Source organism: Mesorhizobium sp. LNJC394B00 (genome assembly GCF_000502555.1).
In the GTDB taxonomy this organism is placed as follows: Bacteria; Pseudomonadota; Alphaproteobacteria; order Rhizobiales; family Rhizobiaceae; genus Mesorhizobium.
Genome location: NZ_AYWH01000009.1, coordinates 73,928 through 92,310 on the forward strand (window position 1 = coordinate 73,928; position 18,383 = coordinate 92,310).

Here is an 18,383-nt window from a genome sequence, read left to right on the forward strand (position 1 = left end):
AAGAACACACGTCCGGGCGTCAAGCCCGAACGCAATCACCTTCACGACGGCCGATGTAATGCACATCGCTTGCTCTGATGCAACAACATGTATGACAACCGGGCAACGAGTGACGCTGCCATGGTTCGCTCAAGCACAGCGCGTTTCAGGCGGCATTAGTCGCCGTATGGCACCCAGACGTTCTTCACTTCGACGGCGCGGCGCAGCAGGGCATCGCCGGCGGCCTCGTCGGACGCCCAGTCGAGGCTGCGGCCGTTGCCGGTCCAGACGCGCTTGAGATTGCCGACGGAATCGGCCTCCGCTTTGGCGCAAGTGTCGGCATCGGCAAACAGCCAGAGCCCGTCGACATCGTCATGCTTGGCCAGCACGCCGGCAAGCTCCGCCGTGCGGCCGGTGACGATGTTGATGGCGCCTGCCGGAACGTCGGAATATTGGATCACCTGGTAGAGATCGGTGGCGAGCAGCGGGTATTTTTCCGACGGCACGGCCACCACCGTGTTGCCCATGGCAAGCGCAGGTGCGATCAGGGAGATCAAGCCGAGCAGCGGCGCGCTGTCCGGGGCGACGATGCCGACGACGCCGACCGGCTCGTGCAAAGCGAGCGTGACGGCGCGGGCCGGTGGCTGATGCACCCTGCCCTCATACTTGTCGGCAAGGCCGGCATAGAGGAACAGGCGCTCGATCGATTGTTCCACTTCCTCCCGCGCGGCCTTGGCGTTGGCGCCGGTCAGTTCGGACAAGCGTGCGGTAAATTCGCCGGTGCGGCCGGACAGGTTTTCGGCGAGATAAAAGAGCACCTGGGAACGGTTGTAGGCGGTCGCTTCCGTCCAGGCCTTGCAGGCGCAGGCGGCGGCAACGGCGTCGCGGATGTCCTTGCGGCTGCCGAGACCGACTTCGCCGGCCAGCTTGCCCCTGGCAGTGGCGACAGAAAGCGAATAATTACCATCGGGCCGCACCTGCTTGCCGCCGATGAACAGTTTGGCCGTACGATCGATGGCGCCGCCATCCGATTGCTCGACGGGCTGCGCCGAAGAGGTCGCCGGCTTGATCACGGGACCAAGCGGCAGTTTTGCCGAGAGATATTCGAACATGCCCTCGCGCCCGCCCTCGCGGCCAAAGCCGCTTTCGCGATAGCCGCCGAAGCCGCAGGCGGCGTCGAACATGTTGGTGCCGTTGATCCAGACGACGCCGGCCTTCAATTGCGGCGCGACATGCAGCGCGAGATTGATGTTTTCGCTCCACACCGAGGCGGCCAGCCCATAGCGCGTGTTGTTGGCGAGTTCGACCGCTTCCTCGGTGTTGCGGAAGGTCATGGTGGCCAGAACCGGACCGAACACCTCTTGCTGCGCCAATATATTTGCCGGCGAAACACCGGTGGCGAGCGTCGGCAGGTGGTAGTAGCCGGAAGACGGCAGCACCGCGTCGGGCTGCCAGCAGACGGCGCCCTGTCTGGCGCCTTCGGCGACCAGACCCTTGACGCGATCGAGCTGTGTGGCGTCGACCAGCGGTCCGATATCGGTGTTCTTGTCGAGCGGGCTGCCGACGCGAAGCCGGCTCATCCTGACCTTGACCTTTGCGATCAACGCGTCGGCAATGCCTTCCTGCACCAGAAGCCGCGAGCCTGCGCAGCAGACCTGGCCCTGGTTGAACCAGATGCCGTCGACCAGTCCTTCGACGGCGCTGTCGAGATCGGCGTCCTCGAAGACGATGAAGGCCGATTTGCCGCCAAGCTCCAATGACAGCTTCTTGCCCGATCCAGCCGTGGCTTTCCTGATGATCTTGCCGACCTCCGAAGAGCCGGTGAAGGCGATCTTCTGGATGCCGGGATGGTTGACGATGGCGACGCCCGCTTCCGGCCCGCCCTGGACGATGTTGACGACGCCCTTGGGCACGCCGGCACGCTCGCAGATCTCGGCAAACAGGATGGCGGTGAGCGGCGTGAACTCGGCCGGCTTCAGCACCACCGTGCAGCCGGCGGCGAGCGCCGGCGCAACCTTCCAGGCCAGCATCAGCAGCGGGAAATTCCATGGGATGATCTGGCCGACAACGCCGACACCCTTATGGCCTGGGAAATCCTTGTCCAGCGCCTGTGCCCAGCCGGCATGATGGATGAAATGGCGGATGGCCAGCGGCACGTCGATGTCGCGGCTTTCGCGGATCGGCTTGCCGTTGTCGATTGACTCAAGCACTGCGAACAGGCGCTGATGACGCTGCATCGCGCGGCCAATGGCGTAAAGCACTTTTGCGCGCTGGTAGCCCGAGGATGCCGACCATTTCGGTAAGGCCCTGATGGCTGCGGCGACGGCTGCGTCGATATCGGCGGCGCCGGCATCGGAGATCTTGGCCAGCAGCTTGCCGGATGAGGGTTCGCTGGTCTCGAAGGTCTTGCCGCCGCCTGCTGCCTTCCAGCCGCCGTCGATGAACAGCGCCTTGCCGAAATCGCGTCCGGCAAGCCAGGCATCGGCCTCGGTGCGGGCTTCCGGCGCCGGGCCGTATTCCATGGCGTGATAGCGTTCGAGAATGTTCATGACGCGCTCCAGATAATCGTCTTGGCAGGCGCTCTGTGGCGCCCCCCTCTGTCCTGCCGGACATCTCCCCCACAAGGAGGGAGATTAGCCTTCGCGCCTGTCGGCTCTGAAACGTCGACAACTGGCGAAATCGCCGACGTTAGCCAATCTCCCCCCAAGTGGGGGAGATGTCCGGCAGGACAGAGGGAGGCGCGAAGGAACACGACGTTCAAGGCCTTCATCCGCCTCACGCCATTGCGTGGCGGTGATTGGCCGAATAATGCCCGGTCAGATGATGCTCGAGCTGGCGCTCGATATCGGTGAGGAGGCTCGAGGCGCCGAAGCGGAACAGGTCTGGCTCCAGCCAGGGCCGGCCGAGCTCCTCCTTCATCAGCACCAGCCAGTCGAGCGAGGCCTTGGCGGTAGAGATGCCGCCGGCCGGCTTGAAGCCGATGAGAAAGCCGGTCTCCTCGAAATAGGCTCGGATGGCGCGCACCATGGCAAGGCCGACGGGCAGCGTGGCGTTGACGCTTTCCTTGCCGGTCGAGGTCTTGATGAAATCGGCGCCGGCCATCATCGCCACCATCGAGGCTAGCATGACATTTCGCAGCGTGGCGAGGTCGCCGGTGCCGAGAATGACCTTGAGATGCGCATCGCCGCAGGCTTCGCGCATCGAGACGATCTCGTTGTAGAGCTCCTGCCACTTGGCGCCGAAGACCAGGCCGCGCGGGATGACGACGTCGATCTCGTCCGCGCCGTCGCGCACCGATGCCTCGATCTCCTGCAGGCGGGTCGACAGCGGCGCAAGGCCGTGCGGGAAAGCGGTGGAGACGGCGGCGACATGGATGCCGGTGCCGCGCACGGCATCAACAGCCGTCGCGACGAATGGATGATAGACGCAGACCGCCGCCGGGCGGATTTTTTCGCCCTCGATGCCAAGCCCCTCGACGATGTCGCGGCGGAACGGGTTGATCGCCTTGGCGCACAGGCGGCGCACGCGCTCTTCGGTGTCGTTGGAATTCAGCGTCGTCAAATCCATGCAGGAGACGGCGCGCAGCAGCCATGCCGCCTGGTTGTCGGCCTTGATCGAACGACGCTTGGTCAGGCTGGCGACGCGGCGCTCCAGCGCCGAGCGATTGACCGAGCGCACCGATTCCATGAAGCCGAGATCGAGCCGCATGCCGGTGTTGCGGGCGATGCCATGCGATTGCGGAACGGGCGTGTTGGCTGCGGCACGCGCCGGCAGCGGCGTGACCTTGGACGCGCCGAGATCGGCTTCGCGGATTGTGCTGCTCATCTCCTGCCCTTTCGCTCGACGATTTTACGTCGTGGTGCGTGTCGTTGCTCCCGGACCGCACGGCGGCTTTAGGCGACGCACACCGAAGATAGCCCGTGAAGCATCGCTTCACGAGTCCTTCAAGCGGTCATAGCGGAAAAAGGCGGCGAAAGCAGCTGAATTTTGACCGCATGGTCAAAATTCCAATCGAGAAGCAGGCGCCGAGGCGCCTGCTGATGTCAGCCGACGAAAGCGCGCTCGACGACGAAGGTCGAGGGATGGCTGAGCGAGCCCTCATGGAAGCCGAGGCCTTCGGCCATTTCCTTGACGTCCTTCAGCATATGCATCGAGCCGCAGATCATGATGCGGTCCGTCTCCGGATTGAGCTTCTCGATGCCGAGGTCGGCGTAGAACTTGCCCGAGCCGATCAGCGCCGTGATGCGGCCCATGCGCGCCGATTCTTCGCGGGTCGTCGAATTGTAGAGGGTGACGCGGCCGCCGGTCAGTTCGCCGATCAGGGGATCGTTCTCGAGCGCGGCCACCAGTTCCTGGCCATAGGTCAGTTCGGCATTGTCGCGGCAGGTGTGGGTCAGGATGACCTGATCGAATTTTTCGTAGGTATCGGGGTCGCGCAGAAGGCTGGCGAAGGGCGCGATGCCGGTGCCGGTCGAGATCATGAACAGGCGCTTTGCCGGGGTCAGCGCGTCGACAACCAGCGTGCCGGTCGACTTCTGGCGCATGATGACGGTGTCGCCGACCTGGATCTTCTGCAGTTCGGAGGTCAGCGGACCATCCGGCACCTTGATCGAGAAGAATTCCAGCTCTTCGTCCCAGGCCGGGCTGGCGACCGAATAGGCGCGGTACACCGGCTTTTCGGCATTGGGCAGCCCGATCATGACGAACTCGCCGGAGCGGAAGCGCAGCGACTGCGGACGGGTGATGCGGAACGAGAACAGGCGGTCGGTGTAATGCTTCACCGAGACGACGGTTTCGGCATAGACATTGGCCGGAATCGGAAACTGCAGCGGACGGGCGCCGGCTGTGTTGAGTGCGGATGTGGTGTTCATCAATCCAACTCTGTCTTGCCCACGCCTGTGCGGGCGCCAAACCGTTTCCTGCGCGCCCAGACCATTCAGGTCCCGGCGAGCCGTTCACACACTCCAAAGCAGTGAGCTCTTGTGTCCCAAATTTATTAGTATACAAACGATATTTGTGTCAAGATACCACGCTAAAACAGCTTTCCAAACTGCGGCATATTCGTAGTTCCGCCATTTCGGATTTCGACAATGAAAGAGAATTTTTCGGTGAAGCAGCCGGATTCCGCAGGCGACGTCGTTGCCGGCATCGATGTTGGCGGAACCTTCACCGACCTCATTTTGATCGACGGAAATGACGGCGGAAAGGTGCATATCGCCAAGACGCCGACGACGGTCGACAACCAGGCGTTCGGCGTGGTTTCAGCGCTGGGCGCCACAGGCTTTGCCATAGACGGCATCGACCTCATCGTGCATGGCACGACCACCACCACCAATGCGGTGCTGGAACGCAGGCTGGCGAAAACCGGCATGATCACCACGCGCGGTTTTCGCGACGTGATCGAGCTTGGCCGCCGCACACGGCCGCAGCCCTACGGCATGACCGGAAGCTTCGTTCCGATCATCCCGCGCGATCTCCGGCTCGAAGTGTCGGAGCGCGTCGAGGCGTCGGGCGCGGTGCGCACGCCGCTCGACGAGGCCGAGATGCGCGACGCCGTGAAGACGCTGATCGGGGCCGGCTGCGAGTCCCTGGTCATCCATTTCCTGCATTCCTACGCCAACCCTTCGCATGAGCGGCGCGCGGCCGAAATCGCCGCCGAGCTTTGGCCGAACGGCTACATCACGACTGGCCATGCGCTGCTGTCGGAAGCCCGCGAATTCGAGCGCGGCGTGACCGCCGCGGTGAACGCCTCGGTGCAGCCGATCCTCGAGCGTTATGTCGAGCGGCTGCGCAAGGAATTGGCTGCCAAGGGCTATGCCCGCGACTTCCTGATCATGAACGGCAATGGCGGCATGATCTCGGCCCGCTTCGTCACGCGCGAGTCGGCCAAGACCGTGATGTCAGGCCCGGCTTCGGGTGTCATCGCGGCCGCCTATACGGGCAAGCGCGCCGGCTTTGAAAACCTCGTCACCTACGACATGGGCGGCACCTCGACCGATGTGGCGCTGATCCGCAACGCCGAGCCGGCGGTCTCCAACGAGATCGAGATCGAATATGCGATGCCGATCCATGTGCCGATGGTGGCGGTGCATACGGTCGGCGCCGGCGGCGGCTCGATCGCGCGCGTTGATGCGGCCGGCCTGATCCAGATCGGCCCGGAAAGTGCCGGCGCCAATCCCGGTCCGATCTGCTACGGCCGCGGCGGCTTGGAGCCGACCATCACCGATGCCAATCTGGTGCTGGGACGGCTGGCGCCGAAAAAACTGCTGGCGGTCGAAAATCCGGTCACCGTCGAGCGCGTCACCGGCATCTTCGAAGACAGAATAGGCAAGGCCACCGGCCTCTCCGGCGTCGAGGCGGCGGGTGCAATCCTGCGGCTCGGCAACATGAAAATGGCCGGCGCCATCCGCTTGGTCTCGGTGTCGCGCGGCCATGATCCGCGTGATTTCGCGCTGTTCGCCTTCGGCGGCGCCGGGCCGCTGCATGCAACCGCGCTGGCGCGCGAACTCGGCCTGCCCCGCGTGCTGGTGCCGGCCCGTCCGGGCATCACCAACGCGCTCGGCTGCGTCGTGGCCGATCTGCGCCATGACTTCGTCAACACCATCAACCAGCCGGTCGCCGTGCTTGATGAAGCCCGGCTTCGCGAGGTGCTGGAACGTCACCGCGGGGAAGGCGAGGAACTGATCGGCAAGGAAGCGGTGAAGCCGGAAACGATCCGCGTTACGCACTCTGCCGACATGCAGTTCGTCGGCCAGACCCACATCATCAACGTGGCGCTGCCGTCTTCATCGGTGACAAGGCAGGAGTTGCAGGCGCTGTTCGAAAAAGCCTATTTCGCCCGCTTCAAGGTCGAGTTGCCGGAGATCCGCGCCAATCTGGTCAACCTCAACACGTCGGTGACGGGCGTGCGGCCGGCAATCGACCTGTCACGGCTGATCGACCCGGCCGGACGTACAAAGACGCTAGACGAGGCGCTGCGCGAGACAAGGCCGGTCTGGTATGCCGGACGCTGGCACGATACGCCGATATACGCACGCGAAAAATTGCCGCTCGATGCCGTTATCCAAGGGCCGGCGATCCTCGAACAGATGGACGCCACCACCGTGCTCGAACCCGGCGACCGCGCAAGATCGGACGCCGACGGCAACATCATCATCGACATTGGCGAGGCCTGAGATGCAAAAGCTCGACGCCATCACGCTTTCGGTCCTGCAGGCAGCCTTGCAGCAGGTCTGCGACGAGATGGATCTCACTTTCTCCCGCGCTGCCTTCTCGCCTGTCATCGCCGAGGCCAATGACCGCTCCGACGGCATCTACTCGGCCGTCGATGGTTCGTTGATCGCACAAGGCAGCCAGGGCCTGCCGGTGTTCGTCGGCGTCATGCAGTATTCGACCAAAACGGTGATCGAGATGATCGCCGACGGCCGTTGCCTGCCGCCTGAGCCGGGCGACATCTACATCGTCAACGATCCCTATCTCGGCGGCACGCATCTCATGGACGTGCGCTTCGCCATGCCAGTCTACCGCGACGGCAAGATATTTTGCTGGCTATCGAATACCGGCCACTGGCCCGATATCGGTGGCTCGGTGCCGGGCGGCTTCTCCGCCTCCGCCACAGCCGTCGAGCAGGAAGGCCTGCGGCTGCCGCCGGTCAAGCTGTTCAAGAAGGGCGTGCTCGACACCGAAATCTACGCCATCATCTGCTCCAACATCCGCGTCGCCGACCAGCGCATCGGCGATATAAGGGCGCAAGCCGCGGCACTGTTGATCGGTCAGGACCGGCTCAATGGAATCCTCGATCGTTACGGGGACGAAACCGTCGTCGGGGCGATCGCCGAACTGCGTCGCCGCGCCGCCGAGCAGATGCGCGCCAACATCTCCGCCATTCCCGACGGCACCTACAGCTCGAAGGCCTTTGTCGACTCGGACGGCGTGGTCAACGAGCCGCTGACCATCGCGCTCGCGGTGGAGAAGAAGGGCGATACGCTGACCTTCGATTTCACAGGTTCGTCAAAACCCTGTGCCGGGCCGATGAACAGCGTGCTGGCGACGACATTGTCGTCGGTCTATCTCGCCATGCGCCATATTTTCCCTGATGTGCCGATCAGCGCCGGCGCTTTCGAGCCGCTGATCGTCAAGCGGCCGGAAGGCACGTTCCTCGACGCCAAATACCCGCGTCCCGTCTCCGGCTGTGCGGCTGAAGTCTCGCAGCGCATCGCCGAGGCGGTGTTCGCGGCGATGGTGCAGGCGCTGCCGGAAAAGGTGACGGCCGCGCCCGCCGGCTCCAGCGGCAATTTCGCGCTGGGCGGCAACGATCCGGCGCGCGGCCGCGACTATGTGATGTATCAGATCTCCGGCGGCGGCTATGGCGGCAATTCCGGCCATGACGGCCTGACCAATGGCTGCTCGACCATCGGCATTTCGAAATCGCCGCCGGTCGAGATCATGGAGCAGGCCTTTCCGGTTCTCTACCGCCACTATGCCTTGCGCGAAGGCTCGGGCGGCGCCGGCAAGCAGCGCGGCGGCTTCGGCCTCGCCTATGAGGTCGAGATATTGCGAGGAGAGGCGCGCGCGTCCTTCGTCATGGACCATGGCCGTTTCGGCCCGCAAGGCGCGCTCGGCGGCAAGGACGGCGCGGTGAACACGGTGACCGTGTTCCGCGACGGCGAGGCACATGTGCCGCCGCATCTGTCCAAGGAACAGGACATCGCGCTCAAGGCCGGCGACCGCGTGAGGGTCGGCACGCCCGGGGGCGGCGGCTATGGCGATCCGCGTGAGCGCGACCCGAAACTGGTCGCCGAAGACATCAGGCTTGGTTACTACACCGTTGAACAAGCCAAAGAGCTGTTCGGAACCTGACAGCCGACAGGCCCGAGCCGCGTCAGGTCTGCAGCTTGGCCTTCAGCGCATCGGCGAATTTTTGCGCGATCTTCTTGAAGCCGGCGGGATCGGGATGCAGTTCGTTGGCCCAGTCGGCCACCTTCAACGTTCCCTGCGTGTCGACCAGATGGAAATTGTTGTTGGGATCGTCGGCCAGGCGCTTCACCACATCGCGGAACGCCGCCAGCGCGTCGTGAACGATGACCGTGCCCTTGGCGACCGTCCAGTTGCAGAAATCGAGCGACGGTTTCAGCCACGGGCCGACACAGGACGGATGCGCTCCGTTCGGGATCGGAAAATCATAGCAATGGCCAAAGATCGGCACGCCTGGCGCGACGCGGTCGCGCAGCGCGAACAAATCGAGATAGCAGGCCTCGACCATGCCGAGCGCCTTGGTGAAGCGGTTCTTGTTCAGCCCGGGGGCGTGGCCGTCATTGAAGTCGAGGAAGATGCAGAACTGGTCGCCGGCAATGTCGTTGCCACCGGCAGAGAACAGGATGGCATCGGGCTTGCCGTCCAGCCAGTTGGCCTTGTTGCGCAGGGCGGCGATCATGCGCTGCTGCTTGGGCAGCGACATCTCGTCGGTCGCCGCATCGCCATGATGGGCAAGGTTGAGGATGGTCGGCGGCATCGAGCCGATGCGGCGCAGCTGCGCGATCACATCGGTGTCGACGAACGGAAATCCGTTCCCGGTGAGCGGATAGTCGAACCAGGAATCGCCCTGCGCCAGCATCACCAGCGGCCGGTTGGCGACGGCCGCCTCGAGATTGCCGGCACTTTCCCTTGCGGTTTCGAGCCGCTCGATGTTGGCCTGGTGAACCCTGATGCGCTTGGCGATGTCGTCGTCTATGCGCCGCTGCGCGGCTTCCTGCACGAATTCCTGCTGGTCCATCCCCAGGTCCCTCCCACGACCGTCTACTTCCAGCTGAGCATGCGCCCATGTCCATGATCGGTCTGTAATTTAGATCACAGTAAGATTCCTGGGGAAGGACGGCTTGCCACGCCGTGATCGCCGCAGAGCATGTCGTTTCCGTCTCCGTGGGGCCTGCAAAAGACCATAGACTTCTATCCTTGTTTTCGCGCAATTCCGGACGGGAAACCGCCAACACCTTCCCTGGAATTGCTTAGTCAACGGAGATCAGGAACATGCGTCTTTTCGGTCGTTTCGTGCTTGCCGCTTCCGCCGCCCTGCTGCTTGGGACCGGTGCTGCCTCCGCCGAGAAACTCAGGATCGGGACCGAGGGCGCCTATCCGCCCTTCAACTATGCCAATTCGGACGGCACGCTGGGCGGCTTCGACATCGACCTCGGCAAGGCGCTGTGTGCCGAGATGAAGGCCGAGTGCGAATTCTCCGTACAGGATTTCGATGGTTCCATTCCGGCGCTGCAGGCCGGCAAGTTCGACGCCATCATCAACATCACCATCACGCCGGAACGGGCCGAGAAGGTCGAGTTCACCCACAAATATTACCAGACGCCACCGGCCATCGCCGTGCCGAAGGATTCGACCATTGCAGGCACGTCGCCTGACGATCTGAAGGGCAAGGTGCTGGGCGTGCAGAGCGCCACCATCCACCAGAATTTCGCCGAGAAGAAATACTCCGGCTCGACCGTCAAGGCCTATCCGACCGGCGACGACGCCCGCACCGACATGGCCAATGGCCGGCTGGACGCGATGATGGACGGCTCGATCATCCTGACCGAATGGCTGAAGAAGCCCGATGGCGCCTGCTGCAAATTGCTCGGCACGCTGGCCGCCGATCCGGCCATTCATGGACCCGGCGTCGGCATCGCCCTGCAAAAGGGCAACAAGGAACTGGCCGACAAGTTCAATGCCGCCATCGACGCCCTGCGTGCCAACGGCAAGTACAAGGAAATCAACGACAAATACTTCTTGTTCGACGTCTACGGAAGTTAACCCCTTCACCGCTCCTACCTCGGCAGCGCCATCAGGCGCTGCCGTTTTCATGAGATGACGGAGAAGTTTCTTGGTTGAGCGGCGCTCCCCTTTCTACACCAGCATCGTTGGCCTCGGCGCCACGATGGGCCGGGTCGGCGGCGATTTCGTCTCGGCCAAAACTTACTCCGGCATTGCCGACGAGCACCTGAACACGCGCAAGAATGTCGGCGTGCAGGATCTCAGCACCATGGGCAAGATGGACATCAAGGGGGCGGAAGCCGAGGCGCTGGTCAACCACATCATCGTCAACGATGCGGCCGCGATGAGCCCCGGCCAGGTGCGCTATTCCACCGTCTGCCGCGACGATGGCGGCATCATGGACGACCTCACCGTGTTCCGGCTGGGATCGGAGCATTTCATGCTGGTGACCGGTTCGGTCAACCGGCTGAAGATGCTGCCCTGGCTGCAGCATCATGCTGAAGCGCGAAAGGCCTATGTCACCGACATCACGGCGGCCGTCGCCTTTCCGACGATACAGGGGCCGCGTTCACGCGAGCTGCTGAAAGCACTGGTTTCGGATGCCGATCTCGATGAGTTGAAACGCTGGGCGTTCACTTCAGGGCGCGTCGGCGAGACCAAAGTCCTGATCTCACGCACCGGGGTGACCGGCGAGCTCGGCTTCGAACTGTTCGTGCCGGCGGACGAGGCCACTTCCGTCTGGGACGCGCTGATGCGGACCGGTAGCGATTTCGGCCTGAAGCCATACGGCGTGCTGGCCATGTTCACGCTCGGGCTGGAAAAGGCCTATCCGGCGCATGGCATCGACATGGACGAGAGCCGTACGCCCTTCCATGTCGGGCTCGATCGCTGGATCAAGTTCGACAAGGGCGAGTTCATCGGCCGCGAGGCATTGCTCACAATTCGCGGCAAGGGGCTCGACGAACGCTGGACCGGGCTGATTCTCGACGGTGACAAGCCGGCCGCGACGGATGCCAGGGTTTTCGCCGACGGCGAGGATGCCGGTGTCGTCACCTATAGCGATCACGGCTATTCGCTGGGCAAGGTGCTGGCGACCGCGCATCTGCGGCTGCCGTTCACCGCCATCGGCACCGAACTCAGCACCGACATTGACGGCAAGCGGACACGCGCGGTGGTGGCGCCGATGCCGTTCTTCGATCCAGAAGGCACGAGACTGCGCGCCTAGGCGAGTTTCGCCAGCAGCCGCATAAACGTAGCGGCCTCCTTGGCGGTCAGCGGCGCCAGCGTTTCCTGGGTGATGGCGCGGGCCAGCGGGATCAGCCGCTCGATCGCCTCGCGTCCCTCTGGCGTGAGGTTGACCAGCAGCCGCCTCTTGTCGACCTCGTGTTTGGTCAGATCGACCAGGCCACGCGCCTTCAGCCGGTCGATGACGCCCTTGACCGTCGCCGCATCCATGGCGATCAGCGTGCCCAACTGGTTCTGCGAGGTCTCGCCGACGTCGTGCAGCTTGGCAAGTGCAGCGAATTGCGGCGGCGTCAGGTCGCTGATCTGGGCGGCAAAGATCGAGACATGGCGCTGATGCGCCTTGCGCAGGATGAAGCCGACCTGCTCCTGCAGGCGGTAGTCATGTTCGTCGGGCTCTTCGGCCTCGACGAGCTTGAGAAGATTGTCCCCGCCGCTCATCGCAAGCCGTCCCAGGCCTTGATGTCGCCGACCGCCAGGCCGCCCATGCGGTCGTGCACGCGGGGGCCGCAGCTCATGGCGAGGCAGAACAGGATTTCGTCGGCGCGCGGCCCGTCGCTGAGACCGACCTCCATGGCGTCGAAATGGCTACGCACATAGGCGGCGTTGGTGTGGCCGAGCGGCACGTCGAGCCGCGAGCCGAAGGCGCCGACCTTGGTTGCCGACGGCACGATCGCCTTGGCGTCGCCCAGCCGCTCGCGCATGGCGTAACCGCCCGGCACATGCCACAGCGCGCCGTGTTCCAGCTCCCCTGACGAACCGACGATGGTGCCCTTGCCGTAGGCGTCGATCTGCTTGATGTCGCCGCCCAATGCGGCAATGAGCTTGTCGGTGAGCAGCAGGCCGAGCGGCTTCAGATCGTCCATGGCGCTCTGCAGTTCTTCGACGTAGCGGCCGGCGAACGGGTTCTTCACCAGGGCCACGGCTGCAGCGCGGCGGCGCGGCAGAGCAGCGACCGGCCCGCCATCGTGAAAGATCTCTTCGGTCAGAACCGCGATCTTGCGGATCGGAAACTCAGGCATGGGCAACTTCCTTCCCTGGATTTTTGTTGGGCGCGGCAAGCGCCATGGAACCACTGATGCGGGCTTCCCCACCTAGAAACAGCGCCGATGCGGCAATCAGGCCGCGCCGGCGAAAATCTTCGGCGACGGCAAGGCCATTGTCCAGCGCCCGCTCCACATCGCCACGCGCGAGCATGCCGACGGCTTGTGTCACCAGCCGCGCGCCGAGATCGCTGTCGGGCGCCAAGTCCTGCGCGGGAATGCGCTTGATGGCGGGATTGCCGGGCAGGTCGACGGCGTTGGCAATGAGTGTCGCGGCCGCATCGGCCTCGGCGCCGGTGTGCGCCAGCACGGTGACGGCGTCGGCAATGCCAAGCGAGAACGAACGGCCGCGCCAGCCGCTGGTGGCGACGCCGCGCACGCCGTCCGCCGAGCGAATGGTGAGGCGGTCGGCCATGCCGTTGCCGGTGCCGGCGATCGCCAGGTTCATCGACTGGCCCTTGCCGATATGGAGGGCGCTGTCGCCGCCATTGTTGACATAGGCCCGGTCGAGCTTGCGACCGGCAAGCAGCGCGGCGAGCACTTCGTCGGCTACTGATCCGGCGACGGCGGCCATCGGCGTGATGAAGCATTCCGCCAAGGGCATGACGGCTGCTTCCATGCGCCGCGCCGTCGGGCCGGCGAAGGTGCGCGGCGCCAGGAAAAATGCCGGCAGCCGCAATTCGGGAAGCTCCTCGACCAACTCGATCAGGATCGTCTGGAAGCGCTCGATCGCCTGATCGTAGGCGGCACGACACTCAGCCGCCTCACCAAAGGCCTCGACGATCAGGTCGATCGGCCCGTGGTTGAGGTGCAGCCGCTTGCCGTCCTGCAGCCAGTGGACTTGCGGGCCTTGCATCAAGAGGCCCCGTTCGAGCCGACGCGGCGCAACTGCGCCAGCGGCGGCCATGGATTGTGGGCCTCGGCGCCTGAGCCGCGGCGCGGGTTGAGATATTCGCCGCCTTTGGCAACGATATCCTCGACGCTGCGTATCTCGGCCTCGTAGCCGCCCAGCCGGACATAGTCGTCGCGGCGTAGCGTGAATTCGATCGGCGCCACCAGCGCCGGCGTCGGCACATAGCCGAAGGCGCCTTCCGGCACGCGCATGACGTCGACCATCAGCGTGATGCCGCCGCCCGGCCAGACATAGACCGGCGCGCCGCCAACGGTAACATAGGTATTCAAGCCCTGCACCGAGCGGGTGAGATTGACCGGGTTTTCGGTGACGCCGGCGCGCAGCGAACCGCCGGCGCCGCCGATGAACAGCACGGTGCAGAGCGCCGGCTCGCAATTGTCCTCGATCAGGCCGACCGATTTCTGCAGCCGCTCGGGGAACGGTTTTTCCACCGGCTTCAACTCGTCGTCGAGCTCGTAATAGGCGAACTGCTCGCCGGTGGTCGACACCATCAGCAGCGACAGGCCGGGGCGGGCGCCCTTCTTGGCGTTCCATTCGCCGAGGATCGACAGCGGGTCGGAAATCGAGGTGCCGCCCCAGCCGAGGCCGGGCTCGGAAACCTTGAAATAGCGGCCCGGCGTCGAACGGCGGCCGATGATCTTGATGCCGGTATCCTGCCAGCCCAGCACCTTGCCGGCCTGATGCTCGGAGACGACGCCGGTGATATGGTCGTCGACCACCACCACCTCGTCGACAAGGCCGCGCCATTGCGTGGCGAACATGCCGATGGTGGCCGACCCGCAGCCGACCCGCATACGGTGTTCCTGCTTGCCGTCGATGACAGGTGGTTTGCCGGCTTCGACGATGATGGTGGCGCCGCCATCGATGGTCAGTTCGACCGGCTTGCGATTGCACAGACTGAGCATCGCGTCGCAGGTTGCCCGGCCTTCGGCCTTAGAGCCACCGGTCAAATGATGCACTCCGCCGAGCGACAGCATCTGCGAGCCGTATTCGCCTGTCGTGACGTGGCCGATCGGCTCGCCTTGCGCGCGCACGATTGCCGTTTCGGGACCGAGATGGCGGTCGGTGTCGATCTTCACCTTGACGCCGCAGTACGAAAAAATGCCTTCGGTGACCACGGTCACCAGATCGACCCCCTCGACCTCCTGGCTGACGATGAAGGGAGCCGGCTTGTAGTCGGGATAGGTGGTGCCGGCGCCGATTGCAGTGACGAAGCGGCGGCCGGTGTTGACCAGTTCGCCGTCCCATTGCTCGCCCTCGGCAGTGAAAGGCACGACCGCGGCGCCGCTCTCTGCCGCATGGTCGAGGATGGTCAGCGGGTCCATACGCACGATGCGGCCACCGACATTGCCGTAGCGGTCGCAGGCGCCGGTGCGGCCATCGGCGATGTAGCACATCACCGGACAGGCATCGCAGCGGATCTTTTCCGCCACCAGCTTTTCGCCCGGATCGTGGGTTTCGAAGCGTTCGGCAAGCTCGCTCATCGGCGTGCCTCCTTGTCGCGGATGCCATCTTTTTCGCGGATGGCGGCGCGGATGCGCGCCGGCGTCGCCGGAACCTTGGTGATGAGAACGCCGGTGGCGTGGCGTATGGCGTTGAGGATGGCGGGTGCGGTCGGGATCAGCACATGCTCGCCCAGGCCCTTGGCGCCGAACGGTCCCTCCGGATCGGGAACCTCGATCAATATGTGCTCGATCTCAGGCACATCGCCGATGGTCGGGATGAGATAGTCGTGCAAATTCTCGGTGCGACCGGGGATGTATTCCTCCATCAGCGCCATGCCGATGCCTTGCGCGATGCCACCTTCGATCTGGCCTTCGACCAGCAGCGGGTTGATAGCCTTGCCGACATCGTGCGCGGCGGTGATTTTCAAGAGCTTCACCGTGCCGAGCTTGAGATCGACTTCGAGTTCGGCGATCTGCGCGCCATAGCCATAGACGGCGTAAGGCTTGCCCTGGCCCTTGGCATCGAGCGGCAGCGTCGGCGGATCGTAGGTCTCCTCGGCGCGGAAGACGAAACCGCCCGCATCGACATCGAGGGCGGGGAGATCGATGCGCCGAGTGGCTTCGCCCTCGCGAATGACGATCACCGGACCGTCCAATTGCAGGGCAGCTTTCTCCGAGACATTGGCAAAACGCAGGATCTTTTCGCGCAAGGCGCGGCCGGCTTTTTCGGCCGCCTTGCCGGTGACAAAAGTCTGGCGCGAGGCCGATGTTTTGCCGGCGTCCGGGCTGATCGCGGTGTCGGCGCTTCTCAGCTTGAATTTTTCCAGCGGCAGGCCGAGTGCGTCGGCGCAGATCTGGGCGATGACGGTGTTGGAGCCCTGGCCGATATCGACGGCGCCCTGGTGCAGGATGACGTCGCCGTCTGGCGAGATACCGACCCTTATGGTCGACGGATTGGGCAGCGAGGTGTTGCCGCAGCCATACCAGCAGGACGCGATGCCGACGCCGCGCCTTTTGCTCGTATTGGCATTGTTGAATGTATCTGCGTCGACCTTCGCGCGAGCCCAATGCGGCCGCAAGGAGTCGAGGCACTCGAAGATACCGACTCCCGACTCCAGTCGCTGTCCGGTAACCGTTTCGGATCCGTTCCGAAGGCAGTTTCTCAGGCGAAAATCGAGCCGGTCCATGCCGAGCTTGCCGGCAAGCTCATCATAGAGCGTCTCCTGCATGATCGTCGCCTGCGGCACGCCGAAGCCACGGAAGGCGCCGGAAATCGGCCCGTGGGTGTGGATGGCGCGGCCTTCGGCGCGGTAATTCGGCGTCGCATAGGGACCGGAGGCATGCACCGGCACGCGGTTGGCGACAGTCGGCCCCCAACTGGCATAGGCGCCGGTGTTGAAATCGCCGGAAAAGATCATGCCGGTGACATGGCCTTCGGCGTCAGTGCCGATGGTCGCCTTCATCTCGGCGGGGTGGCGCTTGGTGGTCGACATCATCGATTCGGTGCGGGTGTAGGCAAGCGCCGCCGGCCGGCCGGTTTTCAGTGCCACAAGGCCGATGAGCGGCTGCAGCGACACGTCGAGCTTCGAGCCGAAGCCGCCGCCGGTCGCGGTCGGCACGATGCGCACCTTGTCGACGGCAAGACCGAGCACCTTTGCCGTTTCGTCACGGTCCATATAGGGGGCCTGGGTGCAGGCGACGACGACCAGCGTGTCGCCGTCCATGTAGGCATGGCCGGCTTCCGGCTCGATATAGGCGTGCTCGACATAGGAGGTGTCGATGGCACCGGACACCGTGTAAGCAGCCTCGCCAAGCGCCGCCTCGGGGTCGCCGCGCTCGACAAAGCCCTTGGTCAACAAATTGGCCGGGCGGTTCGCGTGGATGAGCGCAGCCCCTTCTGCCTGCGCGTCGCCGGGCTGCAGAAAATGCGGCAGCTCGGTCCAGCGGACCGGGAAATCCTGGAGGTCGAGATCGAGCATGGCCTCGCGCTCGCCGGCGACCAGCGCCACTGCCTCGCCGCGCAGCCGCGCAAAGCCTTCGGCCAGCGCCGGCTGGTCGGCAAACGGGCCGATGACGCCGAAACAGTTTTTTCCCGGGATGTCGGCGGCGGTGAAGACGCCGGCGATGCCGGGATGCGACTTCACCCAGCCCTCCAGGTCGCCGAAGGCGAAGCCGGCATGATAATGCGGCGAGCGGACCACCAGCACAGCCAGCGCATCGGCGGGAAAGGAATCGCCGCCGAATTTTTCAGCGCCGGTGACTTTTGGCACGCCGTCGAGCCGGACCGGGGAGGCGCCTACAGCATTCCCTGTGGTTGGCATTCTACGTTCAAAGTTGAATTCCAACGAATGACGTTGGCGCTGCCCCTCACCCTTACCCTCTCCCCGTGAAGAACGGGGAGCGGGGAGCGTCGGCGCTGGAGCACTTCCCTTCTCCCCGTCACTATACGGGGTGAGGGTGCCGGCAGGCGGATGAGGGGCAGCGCCGTCGGTCGACGTCTCGAACCGTCCCGCATCCATCACTGCCGCGATGATCTTTCTGTAGCCGGTGCAACGGCAGAGGATGCCGCCCAGCGCATCCTGCACCTCGGTCTCGGTCGGATTCGGCGTGCCATCCAGCAGCGCCGTTGCCGCGACCAGCAGCGCCGGCGTGCAGATGCCGCATTGCGCGGCGCCATGCGCCAGGAAAGACGCCTGCAGCGCCGACAGCCGGCGATCGGCGAGGCCTTCGACGGTCGTTACGGACGTCCCGGCTGCGGAGGCCGCCGGCATCAGGCAGGCGCAGACGGCGTCGCCGTCGACCAGCACTGTGCAGGCGCCGCAATCGCCGGCATCGCAGCCAACCTTGGTGCCCGTCAGCTGCAATTCGTCGCGCAAAACCTGCGACAGCCGGCGCAGCGGCGGCACATTGACCGAGACGGCGGCGCCATTGACGGCGAAGGCGATCTCGGCGCGCTCGATGCCGAGGCCCGGCACGAGGTCGGGCAGGGCTTCAATCATCTCA

The 18,383-nt window shown here is 64.4% G+C and carries 13 protein-coding genes; 4 read left to right on the plus strand and 9 right to left on the minus strand.

Features of this window, described 5'->3' with window-relative positions; genetic code table 11:
* Positions 1 to 155 precede the first annotated feature (155 nt).
* From X751_RS139860 to X751_RS139850, 3 genes are all read right to left on the minus strand, one after another.
* Entirely contained in the window at positions 156 to 2,528 is a 2,373-nt protein-coding gene (locus X751_RS139860; RefSeq protein ID WP_023745838.1) for an aldehyde dehydrogenase family protein, read from the minus strand.
* 226 nt (positions 2,529 to 2,754) lie between these two features.
* Positions 2,755 to 3,804 carry a deoxyribose-phosphate aldolase gene (gene deoC / locus X751_RS139855; RefSeq protein ID WP_023703681.1) on the minus strand — a complete coding sequence of 350 codons (1,050 nt, stop codon included), beginning with the start codon at positions 3,802 to 3,804 and terminating at the stop codon, positions 2,755 to 2,757.
* 218 nt (positions 3,805 to 4,022) lie between these two features.
* Positions 4,023 to 4,850, minus strand: coding sequence for a ferredoxin--NADP reductase (locus tag X751_RS139850; RefSeq protein ID WP_023700427.1), 828 nt, complete (start codon positions 4,848 to 4,850; stop codon positions 4,023 to 4,025).
* A gap of 219 nt (positions 4,851 to 5,069) precedes the next feature.
* Between X751_RS139850 and X751_RS139845 the strand changes: the two genes are divergently transcribed.
* Together X751_RS139845 and X751_RS139840 are read left to right on the plus strand one after the other, a co-directional pair.
* A complete protein-coding gene (locus X751_RS139845; protein WP_023745839.1) occupies positions 5,070 to 7,154 on the plus strand; it encodes a hydantoinase/oxoprolinase family protein in 2,085 nt (694 codons plus the stop codon).
* A gap of 1 nt (position 7,155) precedes the next feature.
* On the plus strand, positions 7,156 to 8,838 hold the full coding sequence (locus X751_RS139840) for a hydantoinase B/oxoprolinase family protein (protein WP_023700429.1): 1,683 nt from the start codon (positions 7,156 to 7,158) through the stop codon (positions 8,836 to 8,838).
* A 22-nt stretch (positions 8,839 to 8,860) separates the two neighbouring features.
* Here the strand turns inward: X751_RS139840 and X751_RS139835 are convergent, their stop codons facing one another.
* On the minus strand, positions 8,861 to 9,751 hold the full coding sequence (locus X751_RS139835) for an SGNH/GDSL hydrolase family protein (RefSeq protein ID WP_023689203.1): 891 nt from the start codon (positions 9,749 to 9,751) through the stop codon (positions 8,861 to 8,863).
* 254 nt (positions 9,752 to 10,005) lie between these two features.
* Between X751_RS139835 and X751_RS139830 the strand changes: the two genes are divergently transcribed.
* Together X751_RS139830 and X751_RS139825 are read left to right on the plus strand one after the other, a co-directional pair.
* Positions 10,006 to 10,776 carry an ABC transporter substrate-binding protein gene (locus X751_RS139830; RefSeq protein ID WP_023700430.1) on the plus strand — a complete coding sequence of 257 codons (771 nt, stop codon included), beginning with the start codon at positions 10,006 to 10,008 and terminating at the stop codon, positions 10,774 to 10,776.
* Positions 10,777 to 10,846: 70 nt separating this feature from the next.
* The gene (locus X751_RS139825) at positions 10,847 to 11,962 is read left to right on the plus strand and encodes an aminomethyltransferase family protein (protein ID WP_023745840.1); all 1,116 of its coding nucleotides are present in this window, start codon (positions 10,847 to 10,849) and stop codon (positions 11,960 to 11,962) included.
* Here the strand turns inward: X751_RS139825 and X751_RS139820 are convergent.
* From X751_RS139820 to X751_RS139800, 5 genes are read right to left on the minus strand one after another with little or no spacing between them, the layout of a single operon-like run.
* Positions 11,959 to 12,420: a MarR family transcriptional regulator gene (locus X751_RS139820; RefSeq protein ID WP_023671294.1), complete on the minus strand. Its 462-nt coding sequence runs from the start codon at positions 12,418 to 12,420 to the stop codon at positions 11,959 to 11,961. The genes X751_RS139825 and X751_RS139820 overlap by 4 nt on opposite strands.
* Entirely contained in the window at positions 12,417 to 13,001 is a 585-nt protein-coding gene (locus tag X751_RS139815; protein ID WP_023683555.1) for an amino acid synthesis family protein, read from the minus strand. Before X751_RS139815 ends, X751_RS139820 begins: the two co-directional genes overlap by 4 nt.
* Positions 12,994 to 13,878 carry a thiamine biosynthesis protein ApbE gene (locus tag X751_RS139810; protein WP_023683556.1) on the minus strand — a complete coding sequence of 295 codons (885 nt, stop codon included), beginning with the start codon at positions 13,876 to 13,878 and terminating at the stop codon, positions 12,994 to 12,996. Before X751_RS139810 ends, X751_RS139815 begins: the two co-directional genes overlap by 8 nt.
* Entirely contained in the window at positions 13,878 to 15,419 is a 1,542-nt protein-coding gene (locus X751_RS139805) for a hypothetical protein (protein WP_023739686.1), read from the minus strand. The genes X751_RS139810 and X751_RS139805 overlap by 1 nt, the downstream gene beginning before the upstream one ends.
* Positions 15,416 to 18,379 (minus strand): molybdopterin-dependent oxidoreductase, encoded by a 2,964-nt coding sequence (locus X751_RS139800; RefSeq protein ID WP_031244161.1) that lies wholly within the window; start codon positions 18,377 to 18,379, stop codon positions 15,416 to 15,418. Before X751_RS139800 ends, X751_RS139805 begins: the two co-directional genes overlap by 4 nt.
* Positions 18,380 to 18,383 lie beyond the last annotated feature (4 nt).

Bases quoted from the DNA above. Each gene is read 5' to 3' on its own strand.
- X751_RS139860 (WP_023745838.1), bottom strand. From the start codon at position 2,528: ATGAACATTCTCGAACGCTATCACGCCATGGAATACGGCCCGGCGCCG.
- deoC (WP_023703681.1), bottom strand. From the start codon at position 3,804: ATGAGCAGCACAATCCGCGAAGCCGATCTCGGCGCGTCCAAGGTCACG.
- X751_RS139850 (WP_023700427.1), bottom strand. From the start codon at position 4,850: ATGAACACCACATCCGCACTCAACACAGCCGGCGCCCGTCCGCTGCAG.
- X751_RS139845 (WP_023745839.1), top strand. From the start codon at position 5,070: ATGAAAGAGAATTTTTCGGTGAAGCAGCCGGATTCCGCAGGCGACGTC.
- X751_RS139840 (WP_023700429.1), top strand. From the start codon at position 7,156: ATGCAAAAGCTCGACGCCATCACGCTTTCGGTCCTGCAGGCAGCCTTG.
- X751_RS139835 (WP_023689203.1), bottom strand. From the start codon at position 9,751: ATGGACCAGCAGGAATTCGTGCAGGAAGCCGCGCAGCGGCGCATAGAC.
- X751_RS139830 (WP_023700430.1), top strand. From the start codon at position 10,006: ATGCGTCTTTTCGGTCGTTTCGTGCTTGCCGCTTCCGCCGCCCTGCTG.
- X751_RS139820 (WP_023671294.1), bottom strand. From the start codon at position 12,420: ATGAGCGGCGGGGACAATCTTCTCAAGCTCGTCGAGGCCGAAGAGCCC.
- X751_RS139815 (WP_023683555.1), bottom strand. From the start codon at position 13,001: ATGCCTGAGTTTCCGATCCGCAAGATCGCGGTTCTGACCGAAGAGATC.
- X751_RS139810 (WP_023683556.1), bottom strand. From the start codon at position 13,878: ATGCAAGGCCCGCAAGTCCACTGGCTGCAGGACGGCAAGCGGCTGCAC.
- X751_RS139805 (WP_023739686.1), bottom strand. From the start codon at position 15,419: ATGAGCGAGCTTGCCGAACGCTTCGAAACCCACGATCCGGGCGAAAAG.
- X751_RS139800 (WP_031244161.1), bottom strand. From the start codon at position 18,379: ATGATTGAAGCCCTGCCCGACCTCGTGCCGGGCCTCGGCATCGAGCGC.